15 protein-coding genes are annotated in these 16100 nt (G+C 64.7%); 12 read left to right on the forward strand and 3 right to left on the reverse strand.

What is annotated here, in order from left to right:
* Positions 1–10 precede the first annotated feature (10 nt).
* Positions 11–1021 carry an aminoglycoside phosphotransferase family protein gene (locus AC50X5_RS13920; RefSeq protein ID WP_494976663.1) on the reverse strand — a complete coding sequence of 337 codons (1011 nt, stop codon included), beginning with the start codon at positions 1019–1021 and terminating at the stop codon, positions 11–13.
* A 40-nt stretch (positions 1022–1061) separates the two neighbouring features.
* Positions 1062–2255, reverse strand: coding sequence for a ferritin-like domain-containing protein (locus tag AC50X5_RS13925; RefSeq protein WP_494976664.1), 1194 nt, complete (start codon positions 2253–2255; stop codon positions 1062–1064).
* Positions 2256–2343: 88 nt separating this feature from the next.
* Here AC50X5_RS13925 and rimP point away from each other — a divergent pair, with 88 nt between their 5' ends.
* The 6 genes from rimP (at position 2344) to AC50X5_RS13955 (ending at position 8817) form a co-directional block, all read left to right on the forward strand.
* Complete coding sequence (rimP, locus tag AC50X5_RS13930; protein ID WP_494976665.1) at positions 2344–2961, forward strand: ribosome maturation factor RimP; 618 nt, start codon at positions 2344–2346, stop codon at positions 2959–2961.
* Complete coding sequence (gene nusA / locus AC50X5_RS13935) at positions 2961–3950, forward strand: transcription termination factor NusA (RefSeq protein ID WP_494976666.1); 990 nt, start codon at positions 2961–2963, stop codon at positions 3948–3950. Before rimP ends, nusA begins: the two co-directional genes overlap by 1 nt.
* Before the next feature lie 237 nt (positions 3951–4187).
* Positions 4188–4484, forward strand: coding sequence for a YlxR family protein (locus tag AC50X5_RS13940; protein ID WP_494976689.1), 297 nt, complete (start codon positions 4188–4190; stop codon positions 4482–4484).
* A gap of 152 nt (positions 4485–4636) precedes the next feature.
* The gene (gene infB, locus AC50X5_RS13945; RefSeq protein WP_494976667.1) at positions 4637–7564 is read left to right on the forward strand and encodes a translation initiation factor IF-2; all 2928 of its coding nucleotides are present in this window, start codon (positions 4637–4639) and stop codon (positions 7562–7564) included.
* Positions 7565–7792: 228 nt separating this feature from the next.
* The gene (rbfA, locus tag AC50X5_RS13950) at positions 7793–8248 is read left to right on the forward strand and encodes a 30S ribosome-binding factor RbfA (protein ID WP_494976668.1); all 456 of its coding nucleotides are present in this window, start codon (positions 7793–7795) and stop codon (positions 8246–8248) included.
* A gap of 83 nt (positions 8249–8331) precedes the next feature.
* The gene (locus AC50X5_RS13955; protein ID WP_494976669.1) at positions 8332–8817 is read left to right on the forward strand and encodes a nucleoside deaminase; all 486 of its coding nucleotides are present in this window, start codon (positions 8332–8334) and stop codon (positions 8815–8817) included.
* A gap of 24 nt (positions 8818–8841) precedes the next feature.
* Here AC50X5_RS13955 and AC50X5_RS13960 read toward each other — a convergent pair whose 3' ends face one another.
* Positions 8842–10005: a pyridoxal phosphate-dependent aminotransferase gene (locus AC50X5_RS13960; RefSeq protein ID WP_494976670.1), complete on the reverse strand. Its 1164-nt coding sequence runs from the start codon at positions 10003–10005 to the stop codon at positions 8842–8844.
* Between the two features lie 58 nt (positions 10006–10063).
* Here AC50X5_RS13960 and truB point away from each other — a divergent pair, with 58 nt between their 5' ends.
* The 6 genes from truB (at position 10064) to AC50X5_RS13990 (ending at position 15990) form a co-directional block, all read left to right on the forward strand.
* Positions 10064–10996 carry a tRNA pseudouridine(55) synthase TruB gene (gene truB / locus AC50X5_RS13965; protein WP_494976671.1) on the forward strand — a complete coding sequence of 311 codons (933 nt, stop codon included), beginning with the start codon at positions 10064–10066 and terminating at the stop codon, positions 10994–10996.
* 2 nt (positions 10997–10998) lie between these two features.
* Positions 10999–11352 (forward strand): hypothetical protein, encoded by a 354-nt coding sequence (locus AC50X5_RS13970; protein WP_494976672.1) that lies wholly within the window; start codon positions 10999–11001, stop codon positions 11350–11352.
* Between the two features lie 40 nt (positions 11353–11392).
* On the forward strand, positions 11393–11842 hold the full coding sequence (locus tag AC50X5_RS13975) for a hypothetical protein (protein ID WP_494976673.1): 450 nt from the start codon (positions 11393–11395) through the stop codon (positions 11840–11842).
* Positions 11843–12044: 202 nt separating this feature from the next.
* Positions 12045–13028, forward strand: a complete 984-nt coding sequence (locus AC50X5_RS13980) for a bifunctional riboflavin kinase/FAD synthetase (RefSeq protein WP_494976690.1) — start codon at positions 12045–12047, stop codon at positions 13026–13028.
* A 181-nt stretch (positions 13029–13209) separates the two neighbouring features.
* The gene (gene rpsO, locus AC50X5_RS13985; protein ID WP_463937439.1) at positions 13210–13479 is read left to right on the forward strand and encodes a 30S ribosomal protein S15; all 270 of its coding nucleotides are present in this window, start codon (positions 13210–13212) and stop codon (positions 13477–13479) included.
* Positions 13480–13725: 246 nt separating this feature from the next.
* Positions 13726–15990 (forward strand): polyribonucleotide nucleotidyltransferase, encoded by a 2265-nt coding sequence (locus tag AC50X5_RS13990; RefSeq protein ID WP_494976691.1) that lies wholly within the window; start codon positions 13726–13728, stop codon positions 15988–15990.
* The last annotated feature ends 110 nt before the right edge of the window (positions 15991–16100 follow it).

Here is a 16100-nt window from a genome sequence, read left to right on the forward strand (position 1 = left end):
CTGCAGGCTGTCAGTGGATGTCTTCACCGGGTTCCGGGAGCGACTGTGGTGCAGGAAGGCCATCAAGGGTTCGGCCCGCCAGCGTGCTCGCCACCCACAGTGAGCGGAGGAAATCTCCTTGATGGTGCGGACTGGGAGCATAGCCGAGCGCGTTGCCCACCTCCCTCGCGACACTCCATTGCCTGGCCACGTCGGCGTCGAGGCCCGCCGCCGCGCTGAAGTCCCGGCAGCGTTCCAGCAGTCCTACTTCAGGGTTGTCCCGGGGAAGTTCGCTGAGGCGGTTCCACAGCAACGGGGCCACCGCGAACTCTGCCTCGCCGATCATGGGCTGGGGATCGATGACAGCGTAGCCCTCGCCGTCGAGGCGGCCCAGCACATTGAGGAAGTGGAAGTCCGCGTTAACCAGGACGTCGTGCGCTGACCGCCGGCCAACGACGCCCCGCGTCTGACAGACCTCGAGGGCGGCCTCAAGCAGCCATCGTGGAAAAGGGCGGCCCAGCGTTTCCCACTCCGCCGGCATCTCATCGCTCCATTGTTCGGCGCGGACAGCAATATGGTCTAACTCCCGCCATTGCGGCCGTTCGTCGGGAACCAGGCTCAGTTGCCGCATCAGTGCGCCCCATACAGGAACTGCACTGTCCATGGGAACAGACTGCAGTGACCGTTCAGCGTCCAGGCGCTCAAGCAGCATGGAACAGCTTTGGGGGTCGGATTCAAGAAGGTGTGCAGCGCCCTGCCCGTTCCACAGCACCAAGGCGTGGCGTTCAACCTGCGCCTCGTCGTGCGGGAACGCGATTTTAAGGGCGGCGGGCGTCCCGTCCTGACGGATCACGGGCAGCACCAGGCCGCCGTGGCCGTTCCACGGCAGGACGCCGGGAGCCAGGTCCGGGGTTAGCTCCCAACGCTCCAGGCACCCTTCGACCAGCCCGGGCAGAGCTGCCAACCAGTCACGCCCCTCGCGGTTGCGGCTGTAGCGCGCAGTGAGGAAGGGCGGTATCGGCACGTAGGCAGGCTGGCTCATCGGTCCCAGCGTAATCGGTCCCGGCGTAGGGCAGTCAGGGTCAGCGGGTGGAGCCGCTGCTGGGAGTTCCTCCGGTGGGGATTGCGCCAGCGGGAACCGGAGGCAGGGCAGAGGCATCGACGGCCAGGCCCGGGAGCGCTCCGGCATCCGCGCCCCAACGCTCGGCCCGCTGCGCCGTCTCCAGCAGCGCCTGAACGGCCCATTCGCGGGTTGGTCCGTCGCTGAAGGCTACGAGGTCGCCGTAGACGGGCAAGGCGCCGGCCTCCAACGAGCCGAGCCCGTTGACGGGAGCGGCGAGAAATTCTCCGCCCAGCGCGTAGCCGGGAGCTGCCGGGGTCACTTCCAGGCAATAGGCGGCCAGGAGCGAGGCGGCGTCTTCCGCCAGGTCCCGGTGGCGTGACCAGTCGTCTGCCGCAAGGATTGCAGCGTCTCCGGAGAGCCGCGGCAGGGCCACCTGATATCCGTACCCGCCCTGGCGTTCACTTTCGAGGACGGCAGCCAACGCGGCAGGCATGCCGGATGACGCCGGAGCCCGGCATTGCGCCGAAGGTATTGCTGCTGCTGTGCCGCCAGTAGGAGCCGCGTTTGCCGGAGCAACAGCTGGGGAGGCTGCGTCTGAGCCGTCCGTGGGCTTTCCCGGGGTCTCGCCGGGCTCAGGCACCTCAAGGCCGGGGAGGGAAACGCCGGACTCCGCTGCCAGTGATTCGGCCTCCAGCAGCCGGCCGGTACCGGCGGCAACCAGCAGCCGCGCCGTCCCGCCGTCGGATGCTTGCGCGTCGCTGAGCAGCTCGCCTGCGCTGGCTACCAGCTCTGCCAGGAATGCCGGAATCGACGACGGCGCCGGAGCTGTTGGTGCCGGCGCCGGGGCAGAGCCGGGGGCTGAGCCGGAGAAGGGCGTGTCCGTTGCTACCGGGAGCGGGCGGTAGAGGGCCTGCCCCTGCAGAGTCAGCAAAGTCACAGTCCTGCCCAGCTGCGCTGATCCCGCCGACTGGGCGGCCGCGTCAGTCGCCAGGGCGGTCCCGGCCGAACGCAGTCGCTCAGTGGCTGCATAGGCGTCCGCCAGCGCCTGCTCGGAGAATGTCGGTGCCGGTGGGGGCGCAGGTTCCTGCAGTGTAAGCACCATGCCGCTGCTGAGGATCACTGCGCACGTAGCCACCAGGATCCCGGCACGGAGAAGTCCTCCCCGGGGGTTCGTTTTCCTGGCTTTGCTGCTCACAACATCCCATGTTGTCACGTTGGGAAGGCAGCCCGGTGCACCAAGGTTCCAGGAAAATCGCTACGCTAGTACACACAACATCATCTATCGGAAGGCGGCCGGCATCGTGAGCAATGCAGAAGCCACGGCCTCATCGGACCCTACCGGATCGGGCACGGCTGAAGCCGCACCCGCATACAACCCAGAGGCAGCGCGCCTGCGCGCCCTCTTCGAGCCCGCAGTGGAGGCCAGCCGGCTGTACCTGGAGGACGTGTCCATTACCGTAGCCGGGTCCCACCGCACCGTCCACGTCGTCGTGGATTTGCCGCAGGAGGAAACCGGGGGAGTGAACCTTGACGTTATCGCGGAGATTTCGCATGCCCTTTCGGACATCCTGGACAACGATCCCGCGTCGGACGGCCGCCCCTACGACCTCGAGGTGTCCTCGCCCGGCGTTGGCCGGCCGCTGACCGAGGTGCGCCATTGGCACCGGGCGCGAGGCCGCATGGTCAAGGTCAACGTCAGCCAGGGCGACAACGTGACCGGACGAATCCAGTCGGTGGACGATTCCGGCGTCACGTTGATCCCGGAAATTGCCGTCAAAAAAGGCATGAAGCCGCGGCAGGGCGACGCCATCAAACTTCCTTTCGACAGGATCCGCAATGGAAAAGTCGAGATCGAATTCAGCCACCTCGATGAGGCTGGTCTGGACAATGAGCACAATGGACCTTCTGAGGAGGCCTGATGGATATTGACATGAGCGCGCTGAGACTTCTGGAGCGTGAGCGCGAAATTCCGCTGGATCTCCTGATTCCCACCATCGAGCAGGCACTGCTGGTGGCCTACCACAAGTCCCCGGGAGCCTTTGAAAAGGCCCGGGCCGAACTCGACCGCAAGAGTGGCAAGGTGACCATCTGGGCAGTTGAAATCGACGACGACGGCGCCCCGATCGGTGAGTTCGAGGACACCCCGGCCGGGTTCGGCCGCATCGCGGCAAGCACCGCACGCCAGATCATCCTGCAGCGTCTTCGCGATGTTGAGGACGACAATGTGCTCGGCGAATTCAAGGGACGTGAAGGCGAGCTCGTCGCCGGCATGATCCAGCAGGGCAACAACCCGCACATGATCCAGGTAAACCTCGGATCAGTGGAGGCGCTCCTGCCGCCGCCCGAACAGGTTCCGGGCGAGAAGTACATCCACGGGCAGCGGCTGCGTGCCTTCGTGGTGGACGTCCACCGCGGCACCAAGGGTCCCTCCATCACGCTGTCCCGCTCGCACCCGGGCCTGGTGCGGAAGCTCTTCGAGCTGGAAGTTCCGGAAATTGCCGACCGTTCCGTGGAGATCGTCGCACTGGCCAGGGAAGCCGGGCACCGGACCAAGATTGCCGTTAAGGCCAACATCCCCGGTGTTAACGCCAAGGGTGCCTGCATCGGTGAAATGGGCAGCCGGGTCCGGGCGGTCATGACGGAGTTGAACGACGAAAAGATCGACATCGTTGATTACAACGAGGACCCCGCCACCTTCATCGCCAGCGCACTGTCGCCGTCGCGTGTGAATTCTGTCACGGTCCTGGATGAAGCCGCCCGCTCCGCGCGTGTTGTCGTGCCGGACTACCAGCTCTCGCTGGCCATCGGCAAGGAGGGGCAGAACGCCCGCCTGGCCGCTAAGCTCACGGGCTGGCGCATTGATATCGTCTCCGACGCCGCGCCGAAGGACGCCCAGCGCGAGGCATAACGCACTGCCCCGCGGCTCCGGATGCAGCCAGCCCAAGCCGGCCGCATCCGGAGCCGCGACGCTCCGCGCCCCGCACGTTCGTCAAGGCAGGGCCTTGAGGGGCTAGAATAGAAGGTAACCGCGCCCAAGGGCCGGTATTCGTGTGCCGTCCAACCGTAGGCGGCACCTGGTACGTCAGGAAGAACCATCGCAGTCAGTGAGCAGTCGAACCGCGAATATTCTCCCCAACGCACTTGCATCGGATGCCGGAAACAGGGGTTGCGGTCCGAGCTGATCCGGCTTGTCGCCTCACGCAGTGACTCCGTCACTGTTGTCGTGGATGAACGACGCCGGCTGGCTGGCCGGGGTGCTTGGCTGCACCCCAGCGAACCGTGCCTTGCATTGGCCGTTAAACGACGGGCTTTCGGAAGGGCGCTTAATGGCGCCCACCGGATTGCCGACGTCGAGCGGCGGATCCTGGCAGGCACGGCCACTGCGGACGCTCCGGTGCCCGCAGAACCAACCGTCCAACCTGAAAGCGGGTCAGAAATCTGATGGAAACCCGATGAGTTCCCAGCGATGAGTGCGTAACGATGACAACTTTGTTGCGCTCTGCAATGGGCCTTCCAGCTGTATTTGCGGCGGAGGCCCGCAGTAAGAAGTAGACGGTTCGTGCCTGGCTCGGTGCGGACCGAGACAGGAGAAATGTGGCCAAGGTCCGCGTACATGAGCTTGCTAAAGAGCTCGGTATTACTTCCAAAGATGCAGTGACAAAACTGCAGGAACTGGGCGAATTCGTTCGCTCCGCCTCTTCCACCATTGAGGCCCCCGTTGTGCGTAAACTGCGCAACGCCTTCCCCGACGCCGCGGCGAAGTCCGCAGCGCCGGCAGCTGCGCCCAAGGCGCCTGCCCCGGCACCAACGCGGCCGGCAGCACCCCAGGCTCCCGCCCCCAAGAGTGAAGCTCCGGCAGCTGCTGCACCGTCGGCACCTGCCGCTGCTGCTCCGTCGGCACCTGCAGCTGCTGCACCGTCGGCCCCTGCCGCTCCGGCAGCACCTTCAACCGGCGCCCCCGCAGCACCCGCAGCAAGCCTTCCATCAGCAACCGCTCCCTCCACTGGCGCCAAGCCTGGTGCTCGTCCCGCTCCGCGGGCCGAAACGCCGGCGGCCCCCGCCCGCCAGGGTGGATCGGGTGCCCGTCCAGGCGGTCCCCGTCCGGGCAACAACCCCTTCGCTACGTCCCAGGGCATGCCCCGCGGCCGTGGCGGCGACGGAGAGCGTCCTCCCCGTCCCGGCAACAACCCTTTCGCGCCGTCCCAGGGCATGCCCCGCCCCGGTGGCAGCCGCACTGAAGGCGAGCGTCCCGGTGGTCCGCGTCCCGCGGCCGGTGCCGGTGGCCCCCGTCCCGGTGGCGCTGGTGGTCCGCGTACCGCGGCTGGTGCAGGCGGAGCCCGTCCGGGCAGCCCGCGTCCAGGCGCACCGCGCCCAGCTGGTGCCGGCGGAAACCGTCCTACTCCGGGCATGATGCCCAACCGCACTGAGCGTCCAGCGCCCGCTGGTGCAGGTGCTGGCCGTCCGGGTGGCGCAGGGCGCGGTCCCGGCCGTCCTGGTGGTGCCCCCGGTACCGGTGGTGCACCAGGTGCCGGCGGCGGGGCTCCCGCCGGTGGTGGCTTTGGCAAGGGCGGCCGCGGTCGTGGCGGCACCCAGGGCGCCTTCGGCAAGGGCGGCGCGGGTCGTGGCAAGCAGCGCAAGTCCAAGCGTGCAAAGCGCCAGGAACTTGAGCAGATGAGTGCCCCGTCGCTGGGTGGCGTGAGCGTACCCCGCGGCGACGGCAACACTGTCATCCGCCTGCGTCGTGGCTCCTCCATCACGGACTTCGCCGACAAGATCGAGGCAAACCCCGCCGCACTGGTAACCGTGCTGTTCCACCTCGGTGAAATGGCAACGGCAACGCAGTCGCTGGACGAGGAGACCTTCGCGCTGCTGGGCGAAGAACTCGGCTACAAACTCCAGGTTGTGTCCCCGGAGGATGAGGAGCGCGAGCTGCTCTCCGGCTTCGACATCGACTTCGATGCCGAGCTGGAAGCCGAAGGCGACGAGGAACTTGAGTCACGTCCGCCGGTTGTCACCGTCATGGGTCACGTTGACCACGGTAAGACCCGCCTGCTCGATGCCATCCGCAAGTCCGACGTCATGGCGGGCGAGCACGGCGGCATCACGCAGCACATCGGTGCTTACCAGGTCACCCACCTCCACGAGGGCGAAGACCGCAAGATCACCTTCATCGATACCCCGGGCCACGAGGCGTTCACCGCCATGCGTGCCCGTGGTGCGAAGGTCACCGACATCGCCATCCTGGTTGTCGCAGCGGACGACGGCGTCATGCCCCAGACCGTTGAAGCCCTCAACCACGCCCAGGCGGCCAATGTGCCGATCGTGGTTGCTGTGAACAAGATCGACAAGGAAGGCGCCAACCCTGAAAAGGTTCGTGGCCAGCTGACCGAGTACGGCCTGGTTCCCGAGGAATACGGTGGCGACACCATGTTCGTTGAGGTCTCTGCCCGCCAGAACCTCAACATCGACGAGCTGCTCGAGGCAGTTCTGCTCACCGCAGACGCCGCCCTGGACATGCGCGCCAACCCCAACAAGGACGCCCGCGGTATTGCCATCGAAGCAAACCTGGACAAGGGTCGAGGTGCTGTTGCTACCGTCCTGGTGCAGTCCGGCACGCTGCGCGTCGGCGACACCATCGTTGCCGGCACGGCCCACGGCCGCGTCCGTGCGATGTTCGACGACGACGGCAGTGCCCTGACCGAGGCCGGCCCGTCCCGCCCCGTGCAGGTACTGGGTTTGTCCAACGTGCCGCGCGCCGGCGACACCTTCTTCGTAACTGCTGACGAGCGCACCGCACGTCAGATCGCAGAGAAGCGTGAAGCAGCCGACCGCAACGCCGCCCTGGCCAAGCGCCGCAAGCGAATCAGCCTCGAAGACTTCGACCAGGCAGTGGCCGATGGCAAGATCGACACCCTCAACCTCATCCTCAAGGGTGACGTGTCCGGTGCCGTGGAAGCCCTCGAAGACGCCCTGCTCAAGATCGACGTCGGCGAAGGCGTGCAGCTGCGCGTCATCCACCGCGGTGTTGGTGCCATTACGCAGAACGACGTCAACCTGGCAACAGTGGACAGCGCCGTCATCATCGGCTTCAACGTCAAGCCGGCCGAGCGGGTTGCCGAACTGGCAGACCGCGAAGGTGTGGACATGCGCTTCTACTCCGTCATCTACGCAGCAATCGATGACATCGAGATGGCCCTCAAGGGCATGCTCAAGCCGGAGTACGAGGAAGTGCAGCTGGGCACGGCCGAAGTCCGCGAAGTATTCCGTTCCTCCAAGTTCGGCAACATCGCAGGCTCCATCGTTCGCTCGGGTGTTATCCGACGCAACACGAAGGCACGCATCAGCCGCGACGGCAAGATCATCGGTGACAACCTCACCGTTGAGACGCTCAAGCGCTTCAAGGACGACGCCACCGAGGTCCGCACGGACTTCGAGTGTGGTATCGGTCTTGGCTCGTACAACGACATCAACGAAGGCGACATCATCGAGACCTTCGAGATGCGTGAGAAGCCGCGCGTCTAAGTTGTTCGTTATGTAGGTTGGGGCCGCCGGGATTTTCCGGCGGCCCCGCCACGCACTCCGCGATTGAGGGGGCCCCGCCCCTACGACGGACGGCCAGCGATCTGCGATCGTTGGCCGTCCGTATCCGGCAGGCCCGATGCCACTCCCGGGCCCCCTCAATGCTGCGCGCGCAGGTGCCAATGTCACCTGCGCACCCCGATTTTTCTCGTTCAATTTTAGGAGTTGTTCATGGCTGATCCCGCACGGGCTGCCAAACTGGCGCAGCGGATCAAAGTTGTTGTTGCTGAGGCCCTGGGCCGGAAGGTTAAGGATCCTCGTCTGGAGGGCATCACTGTCACCGATGCCCGCGTGACTAACGATCTGCAGCATGCCACCATCTACTACACCGTCCTTGGTGACCAGGCCGTACAGGCTGATGCTGCCAAGGGGCTGGAGAAGGCCAAGGGCGTTCTCCGCCAGGAAGTCGGCCGCAACATTACGGTCCGGCTGACCCCTACGCTCGAATTTGTGGCGGACCGGATTCCGGAAGTTGCTTCCAACCTTGAGGAACTGCTTCGTGAAGCCAAGAGGCGCGATGCCGAGGTTGCTGCGCTGGCGGAGAAAGCCAAACACGCTGGCGATCCCGACCCGTACCGCAGCTCCGATGACGTCGATGACGAAGCTGGCGAAGACAGCGCCAAGTGAACATATCGGCGGAAACGTCGCCAGCTGATTGAAGGCCGGGACCGGATGGTCCGGGCCTTCTGTCATCTGGTTAGGATTTAGGCATGAGCCACGGGAATGAACAAGGCGACGTCAAGCAGTACCTCGAACGCGCCGTCGAGCTGGCGGTCCGGAACGTTGCTGACGGCGGCGGACCGTTTGGTGCGTTGGTGGTAACCGCAGACGGCCGTGCATTTGAAGGAACCAACCGGGTTACCCGCGACAACGATCCAACAGCCCATGCCGAGGTCGTAGCTATCCGGACAGCAGCAGCTTCGATGTCCAGCTTCGACCTGCACGGGTCCGTGTTGTACACCAGCTGCGAGCCGTGCCCGCTCTGCCTCGCGTCAGCGCTCTGGGCCAGGATCGACCGCGTGTACTTCGCGGCAGATCGTCATGGCGCCGCGGCGGCAGGCTTTGACGACGCCGTGTTCTACGACTACTTTGACGGAACCCGCCCGGAACTGCTTCCTGTGGCACACGAAGAGGTTCCGACGTCGGACGTTCCCTTTGAAGCGTGGCGCGCCAACGTGTCCCGAACGGACTACTGAACCGGGCCGGCACCCGGGGCCCGCTCAGGCAGGTTTCGCCTGCGCCGGCAGCTTGTTGACGCCGTCGAGCAGTTCCTGCCGTGAGCCGCAGAGGGCTATTCGTATCCAGCCCTCGCCGATCGAGCCGAAGGCGGTACCGGGAGCAACGGCCACACCCGAGTCAGTCAGGAACCGGCGGGCCCAGGCGCGTACGTCGCCTTCGCTGGCGTGGGAAACGTCCGCCCAAAGGTAAAAGGCTCCCTGCGCGCCGAGGTAGGGGATATTCCGGGCATCCAGCACCGCCGACGCCGCATCCCGGTTGGCGCGGTAGTGCGCGTGGGCGAAGGAGACGTAATCCTGCGGCCCGGTCAGCGCCGCCAGCGCAGCATACTGCGACGGCGACGCGACGCAGGAAACGATCGCTTCCATCGCGTTGTTCATGACCTTCTCCAGTCCCGGAGGACAAATCAGTGCCCCAATCCGCAGCCCGGTAAGGCCATAGGTCTTGGACAGCGTCAGGGATGTGAAAACCCTTGCCTGCCCGGGAAGGTCACTGTCGAAGACGGCCGGACTGACATGCGGCACGTCGTAGGTGAAGGCTTCGTAGCATTCATCCGAGATGATCCAGAGATCGTGCCGGCGGGCCAGGTCCACCAGCTCACGGGTCAGCTCTGCGTTGAGCACGGCGCCCAGCGGATTGGAAGGGGAATTCAGTACCAGTACACGGGTCCGCTCCGTGATCAGCTTCTCGAGGTCACTGATCCGCGGCTGGAAACCGTGCTCCGGATAGAGCGGGTAACGGACCGGCGACGCGTGCAGCAGGCTGGCGGTCATTACGAAGGTGGGATAGCCGGGATTGGGGATCAGGACCTCGTCGCCGGGGGACAGCAGCAGGCTCATCGCGAAGTGGAGTCCCTGTTGCGCGCCATCCACCACGTAGACGCGGTCCGCCCCGATGCTTGTCCCGCTGCGCTCCCGGAACCGTGCGGCGAAGGCCTCCCGCAGCGACGGAATGCCGGCGTTGGGTGTGTAATTGGTCTCATCCCGTTCAAGGCACGCCATCCCGGCTTCGAGCACGTGGCGGGGGAGCGGAAACCCCGGCTCGCCGATGCTCAGGACTATCGCACCGGGCGTCTGCCAGGCCTGCTCGGTAATCTCACGGATCTGGTTGACAGGCAACTCGCTGACGGCGGCGGAGAGCTTGGGCATAGCAGCCATCCTAAGCTGCGCGGCGGCCGGCCCTTCCCGCGCGCATATACTGGGAGGCGTGCTTTCTGGACTGGTGATAGTGGACAAACCGCAGGGATGGACCAGCCATGATGTGGTTGGCCGGATGCGGCGGCTTGCCGGTACCCGGAAGGTGGGCCACGCCGGAACCCTGGACCCCATGGCTACGGGAGTCCTGGTGGTCGGCATCAACAAGGCCACCCGCCTGCTGACCTACATCGTAGGCACCTCCAAGACCTATACCGCCACGATCCGGCTCGGCCAGTCCACCATCACTGACGACGCCGAGGGTGAGGTAGTCAGCACCGTCAGTGCCGCCGGGGTTGAGGATGCCGCGGTCAGGGCCGGCATAGCTGCCCTCACCGGTGAGATCCAGCAGGTTCCCAGTAGCGTCAGCGCTATCAAAGTCAATGGTGAACGCGCTTACGCCCGTGTCCGGTCAGGTGAAGAAGTCAAACTGGCCGCCCGTCCCGTTACCATCCTCCGATTCGAACTGGCCGCTATCCGGCGCTCCGCCGATCACCAGGCGCTGGATCTGGACGTTACCGTCGAATGTTCGTCCGGAACCTATATCAGGGCCCTCGCCCGTGATCTTGGCGCCGGGCTGGGGGTCGGCGGCCACCTCACGGCGCTGCGCCGGACGCACGTCGGGCCGTACTCCCTGGAGCAGGCGCACACCCTGGAACAGCTCGCGGAACACTTGGACGTCCTGGAAATGTCGCAGGCAGCCAGGGCCCTGATGCCCAACCGTGAGCTGAGCGACGAGGAAACCCGCGAGATCTCTTTTGGCCGCCGGATCGCGGCCGGCCCTGCAGCCGGGACGCCGGAGGCTGCGACCGTTGAGCGTCCGGCCGCGGCTTTCGCCCCCGACGGCCAGCTCGTGGCCCTGCTCGCCGATTCGGGTACCTCGGCCAAGCCGGTCCTGGTTTTCGCTCCCGACACCGCTCCTGACCCAGCTGGAGCGGTCGAGTAGTAGTGGACGCATACTTTTACATCGTCCTGGTGGTGGGGTTGGTCTCAACGCTGCTGTGCCTCGGCGCCGGCATTCTGAAGAAGGCCCCCAACGATGCCACCATCCTCTCGGTCATTGGCGTCGAAGTGGCCCTGCTGGTCTACCTGGTGGGGTCCATTGTCCGGGTGATAACGGGGGAGCCCATCGCCGGAGAGGCCTGGGAGTTCTGGGGCTACATGGCCACGGCGCTGCTGCTGCCCCCGGCAGCTGTCTACTGGTCTGTCCTGGAACGGACCAGATGGAGCAATTTCGTGCTGGCCGCCGTGGGAGTCACGGCGCTCGTCATGGCTGCGCGCATGAACCAGATCTGGTACTGAACCTGTAACGGCATTGAAAGTGGAAGAAGGAAACACTCCGGTGGAAAAGAACCAGTCGGCATCCGCGCCCTCCGCCGAAGGCGCGTCTGCACAGCCCCGCGACACCCGGAACACCGGCCCGGGCCGGCTGCTCATTGCCGTGTACGCGGTCTTCGCGATTTCCGCGACGGCCCGTGCCGGTTATCAGATCCTGACGAAGTTCAGCGAAGCGCCCCTCGCGTATCTGCTCTCGGCGTTTGCCGCCGTCGTCTACATCATTGCCACCGTGTCCCTCGCGAAACCGGGCCGCATGTGGTTCCGTGTCTCCGTTGCCGCGGTGCTGGTGGAACTCGTGGGGGTCCTCGTGGTGGGCGCGCTGAGTATCTTTGACTCCGTCCAGTTCCCCCACGAGACCGTGTGGTCGCTGTTCGGGCGGGGTTATGCGTTCGTTCCGCTGCTCCTGCCAATCCTGGGCCTTGTCTGGCTCTACCGCAGGCGTCCTTCGCGATAGTGGCCGGGCACCCTGCACGCTTTCAGCCCGGGTAAGCGGGGCAGCATTTACGGGTAACCTTAGATGGTTCCGGGGCTGGACGTGCTCCGGAATTCCGGAATTGCGGAAAACGGTGCAGCAGTCGAATGAACCAGTAGTCAGCAACACCGAAGTACTGAATGCAGTATCGAATAATGTTTGTGAAGGCGTAGAGGCGAGGGTGATGGTCCACATCTGGAACGATCCGTCCGAGGTCCCGGCGGACTTCGGTCCTTCCGTTGTTACTTTCGGAAACTTCGACGGCGTCCATCGCGGCCACCAGCAGGTTCTCTCAGAACTCATTCGCGCGGCGCGCCTTACCGGATCACGGGCCGTGGCGGTCACCTTCGATCCCCATCCGGCGTTTATCCACCGGCCGGAATCGGCTCCGCAGATGATCATGGGACTCCAGGACAAGCTTGTGGCACTGGGGGAGCTCGGCCTGGATGCCGTCCTGGTGGTCAAGTACTCGCTGGACCTCGCCAGCCTCACCGCCGAGCAATTCGTGGGCCAGTACCTGGTGGACACCCTGCATGCCCGCCACGTGGTGATCGGCCATGATGCGCGATTCGGCCGCGGCAATTCAGGCGACCTGGAAACCATGAAGGAACTCGGCCGGAAGTTCGACTTCGAGGTCCAGGTGATCAGCGAATTCGGCTCCGAAGGCTACCCCCTGCACGATGACGGCGGCACGGACCGCCGCTGTTCCTCCACCTGGGTGAGGGAGGCCCTGCGGGACGGCGACGTCGCTACTGCTGCCGCTGTCCTGGGCCGGCCGCACCGGATGCGCGGAGAGGTGGTCCACGGGGCAGCCCGCGGGCGCGCCCTCGGTTTCCCCACCGCCAACCTTGCCGGCACGGCCACCGGACTCATCCCGGCAGACGGCATTTACGCCGGTTGGCTGGTGGACCAGGCAGGCGCACGCTGGCCGGCAGCCATCTCCGTGGGTTCCAATCCAACATTCGACGGCGTAAGCCGCCAGGTGGAAGCGCACGTCATCGACCGGCCTGACGAAGCCGTGGAAGACTTCGACCTCTATGGCCAGACTGTTGTGGTGGAGTTCGTCGAGCGTCTGCGCGGCATGGTCACCTACACCGGCCCCGATGCGCTGGTCGAGCAGATGAAGCTCGACGTTGTACAGGCGCACGCCATCCTGAGTGGCAGCTAAGTCGGCTGTTTCGACAAGATTGCAGGCGTGCCGGTAAACTAAACGTTGGATCCGGCTGCAGTCCGTGGCGGCTGGCTCCTGTTGCGCGCACGGTCTTTTGGTTTAGTCCTGAAGTCCGGCGTGCGCGATCCCGGCAGCGACCTGCTGATTCGGGCCACACGGCACATCTCTAGGAGTTATTGTGGCACTTGACGCCGCTGTAAAGCAGTCCATCATCAAGGATTTCGCAACGTCTGAGGGCGACACCGGTTCGCCCGAGGTCCAGGTTGCAGTCCTGACCCAGCGGATCAAGGATCTGACTGAGCACATGAAGGAGCACAAGCACGACTTCCACACCCAGCGCGGTCTGCTGGCCATGGTTGGTCGTCGCAAGCGCATGCTTGGCTACCTCAAGAAGACCGACATCGAACGCTACCGTTCGCTCATCGAGCGCCTCGGCCTGCGCCGCTAGTCGTATCGGGAGCGGCCCGTTCCCACCCGGAACGGGCCGCTTTCTTCAAATGAAAACTCAATAGGAGGATCAACCGCATCACGCATTCGCGGTCCTCGGTAGTGATCCCCGGGAACGGCTTCCTTGATTGAAGCCCTGGCCCGTGGGTCTCGATCGATGACCGGGTGCAGTGCAGGCCAGTAGACAGATGCTGGCCTGGGTTGATGCGGCTGGACTTCCGTGAATCAAGAAACGGAGGTGACTCTCTTGGAGGGTCCCGAAATCCAGTTCTCAGAAGCAGTTATTGACAATGGCCGCTTTGGCAAGCGTGTAATCCGCTTTGAAACCGGTCGCCTTGCCAAGCAGGCAGCCGGCGCAGCCATGGTGTACATCGACGATGACACCGCGTTGCTGTCCGCTACCACTGCGGGCAAGCACCCGCGCGAAGGATTCGACTTCTTCCCGCTGACGGTCGACGTCGAGGAGCGTATGTACGCTGCCGGCCGTATTCCGGGCTCGTTCTTCCGCCGCGAAGGCCGCCCGTCCACCGAAGCCATCCTGGCCTGCCGCCTCATGGACCGTCCGCTGCGCCCCGCGTTCGTCAAGGGCCTGCGCAACGAGGTCCAGATCGTGGTGACCGTCCTGTCGATCAACCCGGACGAGCTCTACGACGTGGTGGCCATCAACGCCTCCTCCATGTCCACGCAGCTTTCCGGCCTTCCGTTCTCCGGCCCCATCGGCGGCGTCCGCGTTGCCCTGGTTGCTGACGAGACCGGCTCACAGTGGGTTGCTTTCCCGAAGCACTCCCAGCTGGAAAACTCGGTCTTCAACATGGTGGTTGCCGGGCGTATTGCCGGTGACGATGTCGCCATCATGATGGTCGAAGCCGAAGCCACGGACAACTCCTGGAACCTCATCAAGGAACAGGGCGCCACCGCTCCTACCGAAGAAGTTGTTTCCGAGGGCCTCGAGGCTGCAAAGCCGTTCATCAAGGCACTGTGTGACGCACAGTCGGACCTGGCTGCCCGCGCTGCCAAGCCCACCGTCGAGTTCCCGGTCTTCCTCGACTACGAGGACGACGTCTACGCCGCTGTGGAGTCTGCTGCCGCCGACAAGCTGGCCGCTGTCTTCCAGATCGCTGACAAGACCGAGCGTAACGACGCAACGGATGCGCTCAAGGATGAAGTCACTGCTGCCCTGGCCGGCCAGTTCGAAGGCCGCGAGAAGGAACTGTCCGCAGCATTCCGCTCGGTCACCAAGCAGGTTGTGCGCCAGCGCATCCTGAAGGACCAGATCCGCATCGACGGTCGTGGCCTGACGGACATCCGCCAGCTCACCGCCGAGGTCGAGGTTCTGCCCCGCGTCCACGGTTCTGCCATCTTCGAACGCGGCGAAACCCAGATCATGGGTGTCACCACGCTGAACATGCTCAAGATGGAACAGCAGATCGACTCCTTGTCGCCGGTAACGCGCAAGCGCTACATGCACAACTACAACTTCCCGCCGTACTCCACCGGTGAAACCGGCCGCGTCGGCTCCCCGAAGCGCCGCGAAATCGGCCACGGTGCCCTTGCGGAACGCGCAATCGTTCCGGTACTGCCCTCCCGTGAGGAATTCCCCTACGCCATCCGCCAGGTGTCTGAAGCCCTCAGCTCCAACGGTTCTACGTCGATGGGTTCCGTTTGTGCCTCCACCCTGTCGCTGCTGAACGCCGGTGTGCCCCTGAAGGCCGCCGTCGCCGGTATCGCCATGGGCCTGGTCTCCGACCAGGTTGACGGCCAGACCCGCTACGCAGCGCTGACTGACATCCTCGGCGCCGAAGATGCTTTCGGTGACATGGACTTCAAGGTTGCCGGTACCGCAGAGTTTGTGACAGCCATCCAGCTGGATACCAAGCTCGACGGCATCCCCGCTTCCGTGCTGGCAGCAGCACTGAAGCAGGCCCGTGAAGCCCGCCTGCACATCCTTGAGGTCCTCAACTCGGCTATCGACACCCCGGACGAGCTTTCCGAGTTCGCTCCGCGCGTTATTGCCGTGAAGATCCCCGTGGATAAGATCGGCGAGGTCATCGGCCCCAAGGGCAAGATGATCAACCAGATCCAGGAAGACACCGGCGCTGACATCTCCATCGAGGATGACGGCACGGTCTACATCGGCGCAACCAACGGTCCGTCTGCCGATGCGGCACGGTCCGCCATCAACGCCATCGCGAACCCGCAGGTTCCGGAAATCGGTGAGCGGTACCTGGGTACGGTCGTCAAGACCACCACCTTCGGTGCCTTCGTTTCGCTGACTCCGGGCAAGGACGGCCTCCTGCACATCTCCGAGCTGCGCAAGCTTGCCAACGGCAAGCGCGTGGACAACGTCGAGGATGTTGTGTCGGTGGGCCAGAAGGTCCAGGTGGAAATCACCAAGATCGACGACCGCGGAAAGCTGTCGCTGTCTCCCGTCGTAGCTGAAGAGGAAGGTGCCGAGCCCGAAACCGAGCGCGTGCACGCAACCGATCCGGCCGAGGGTGTTGACTCGGAGTAGTTCTACCCGGGTGTGAATCAGCACTCGAACCTGGCGGGGACGGGGGAGTTTTCCCCCGTCCCCCCTCTCTTCCTATGGCAACCAAAACCCTCTTCCACACCCTAAAGGGC

This window comes from Pseudarthrobacter sp. MDT1-40-2 (assembly GCF_059383595.1).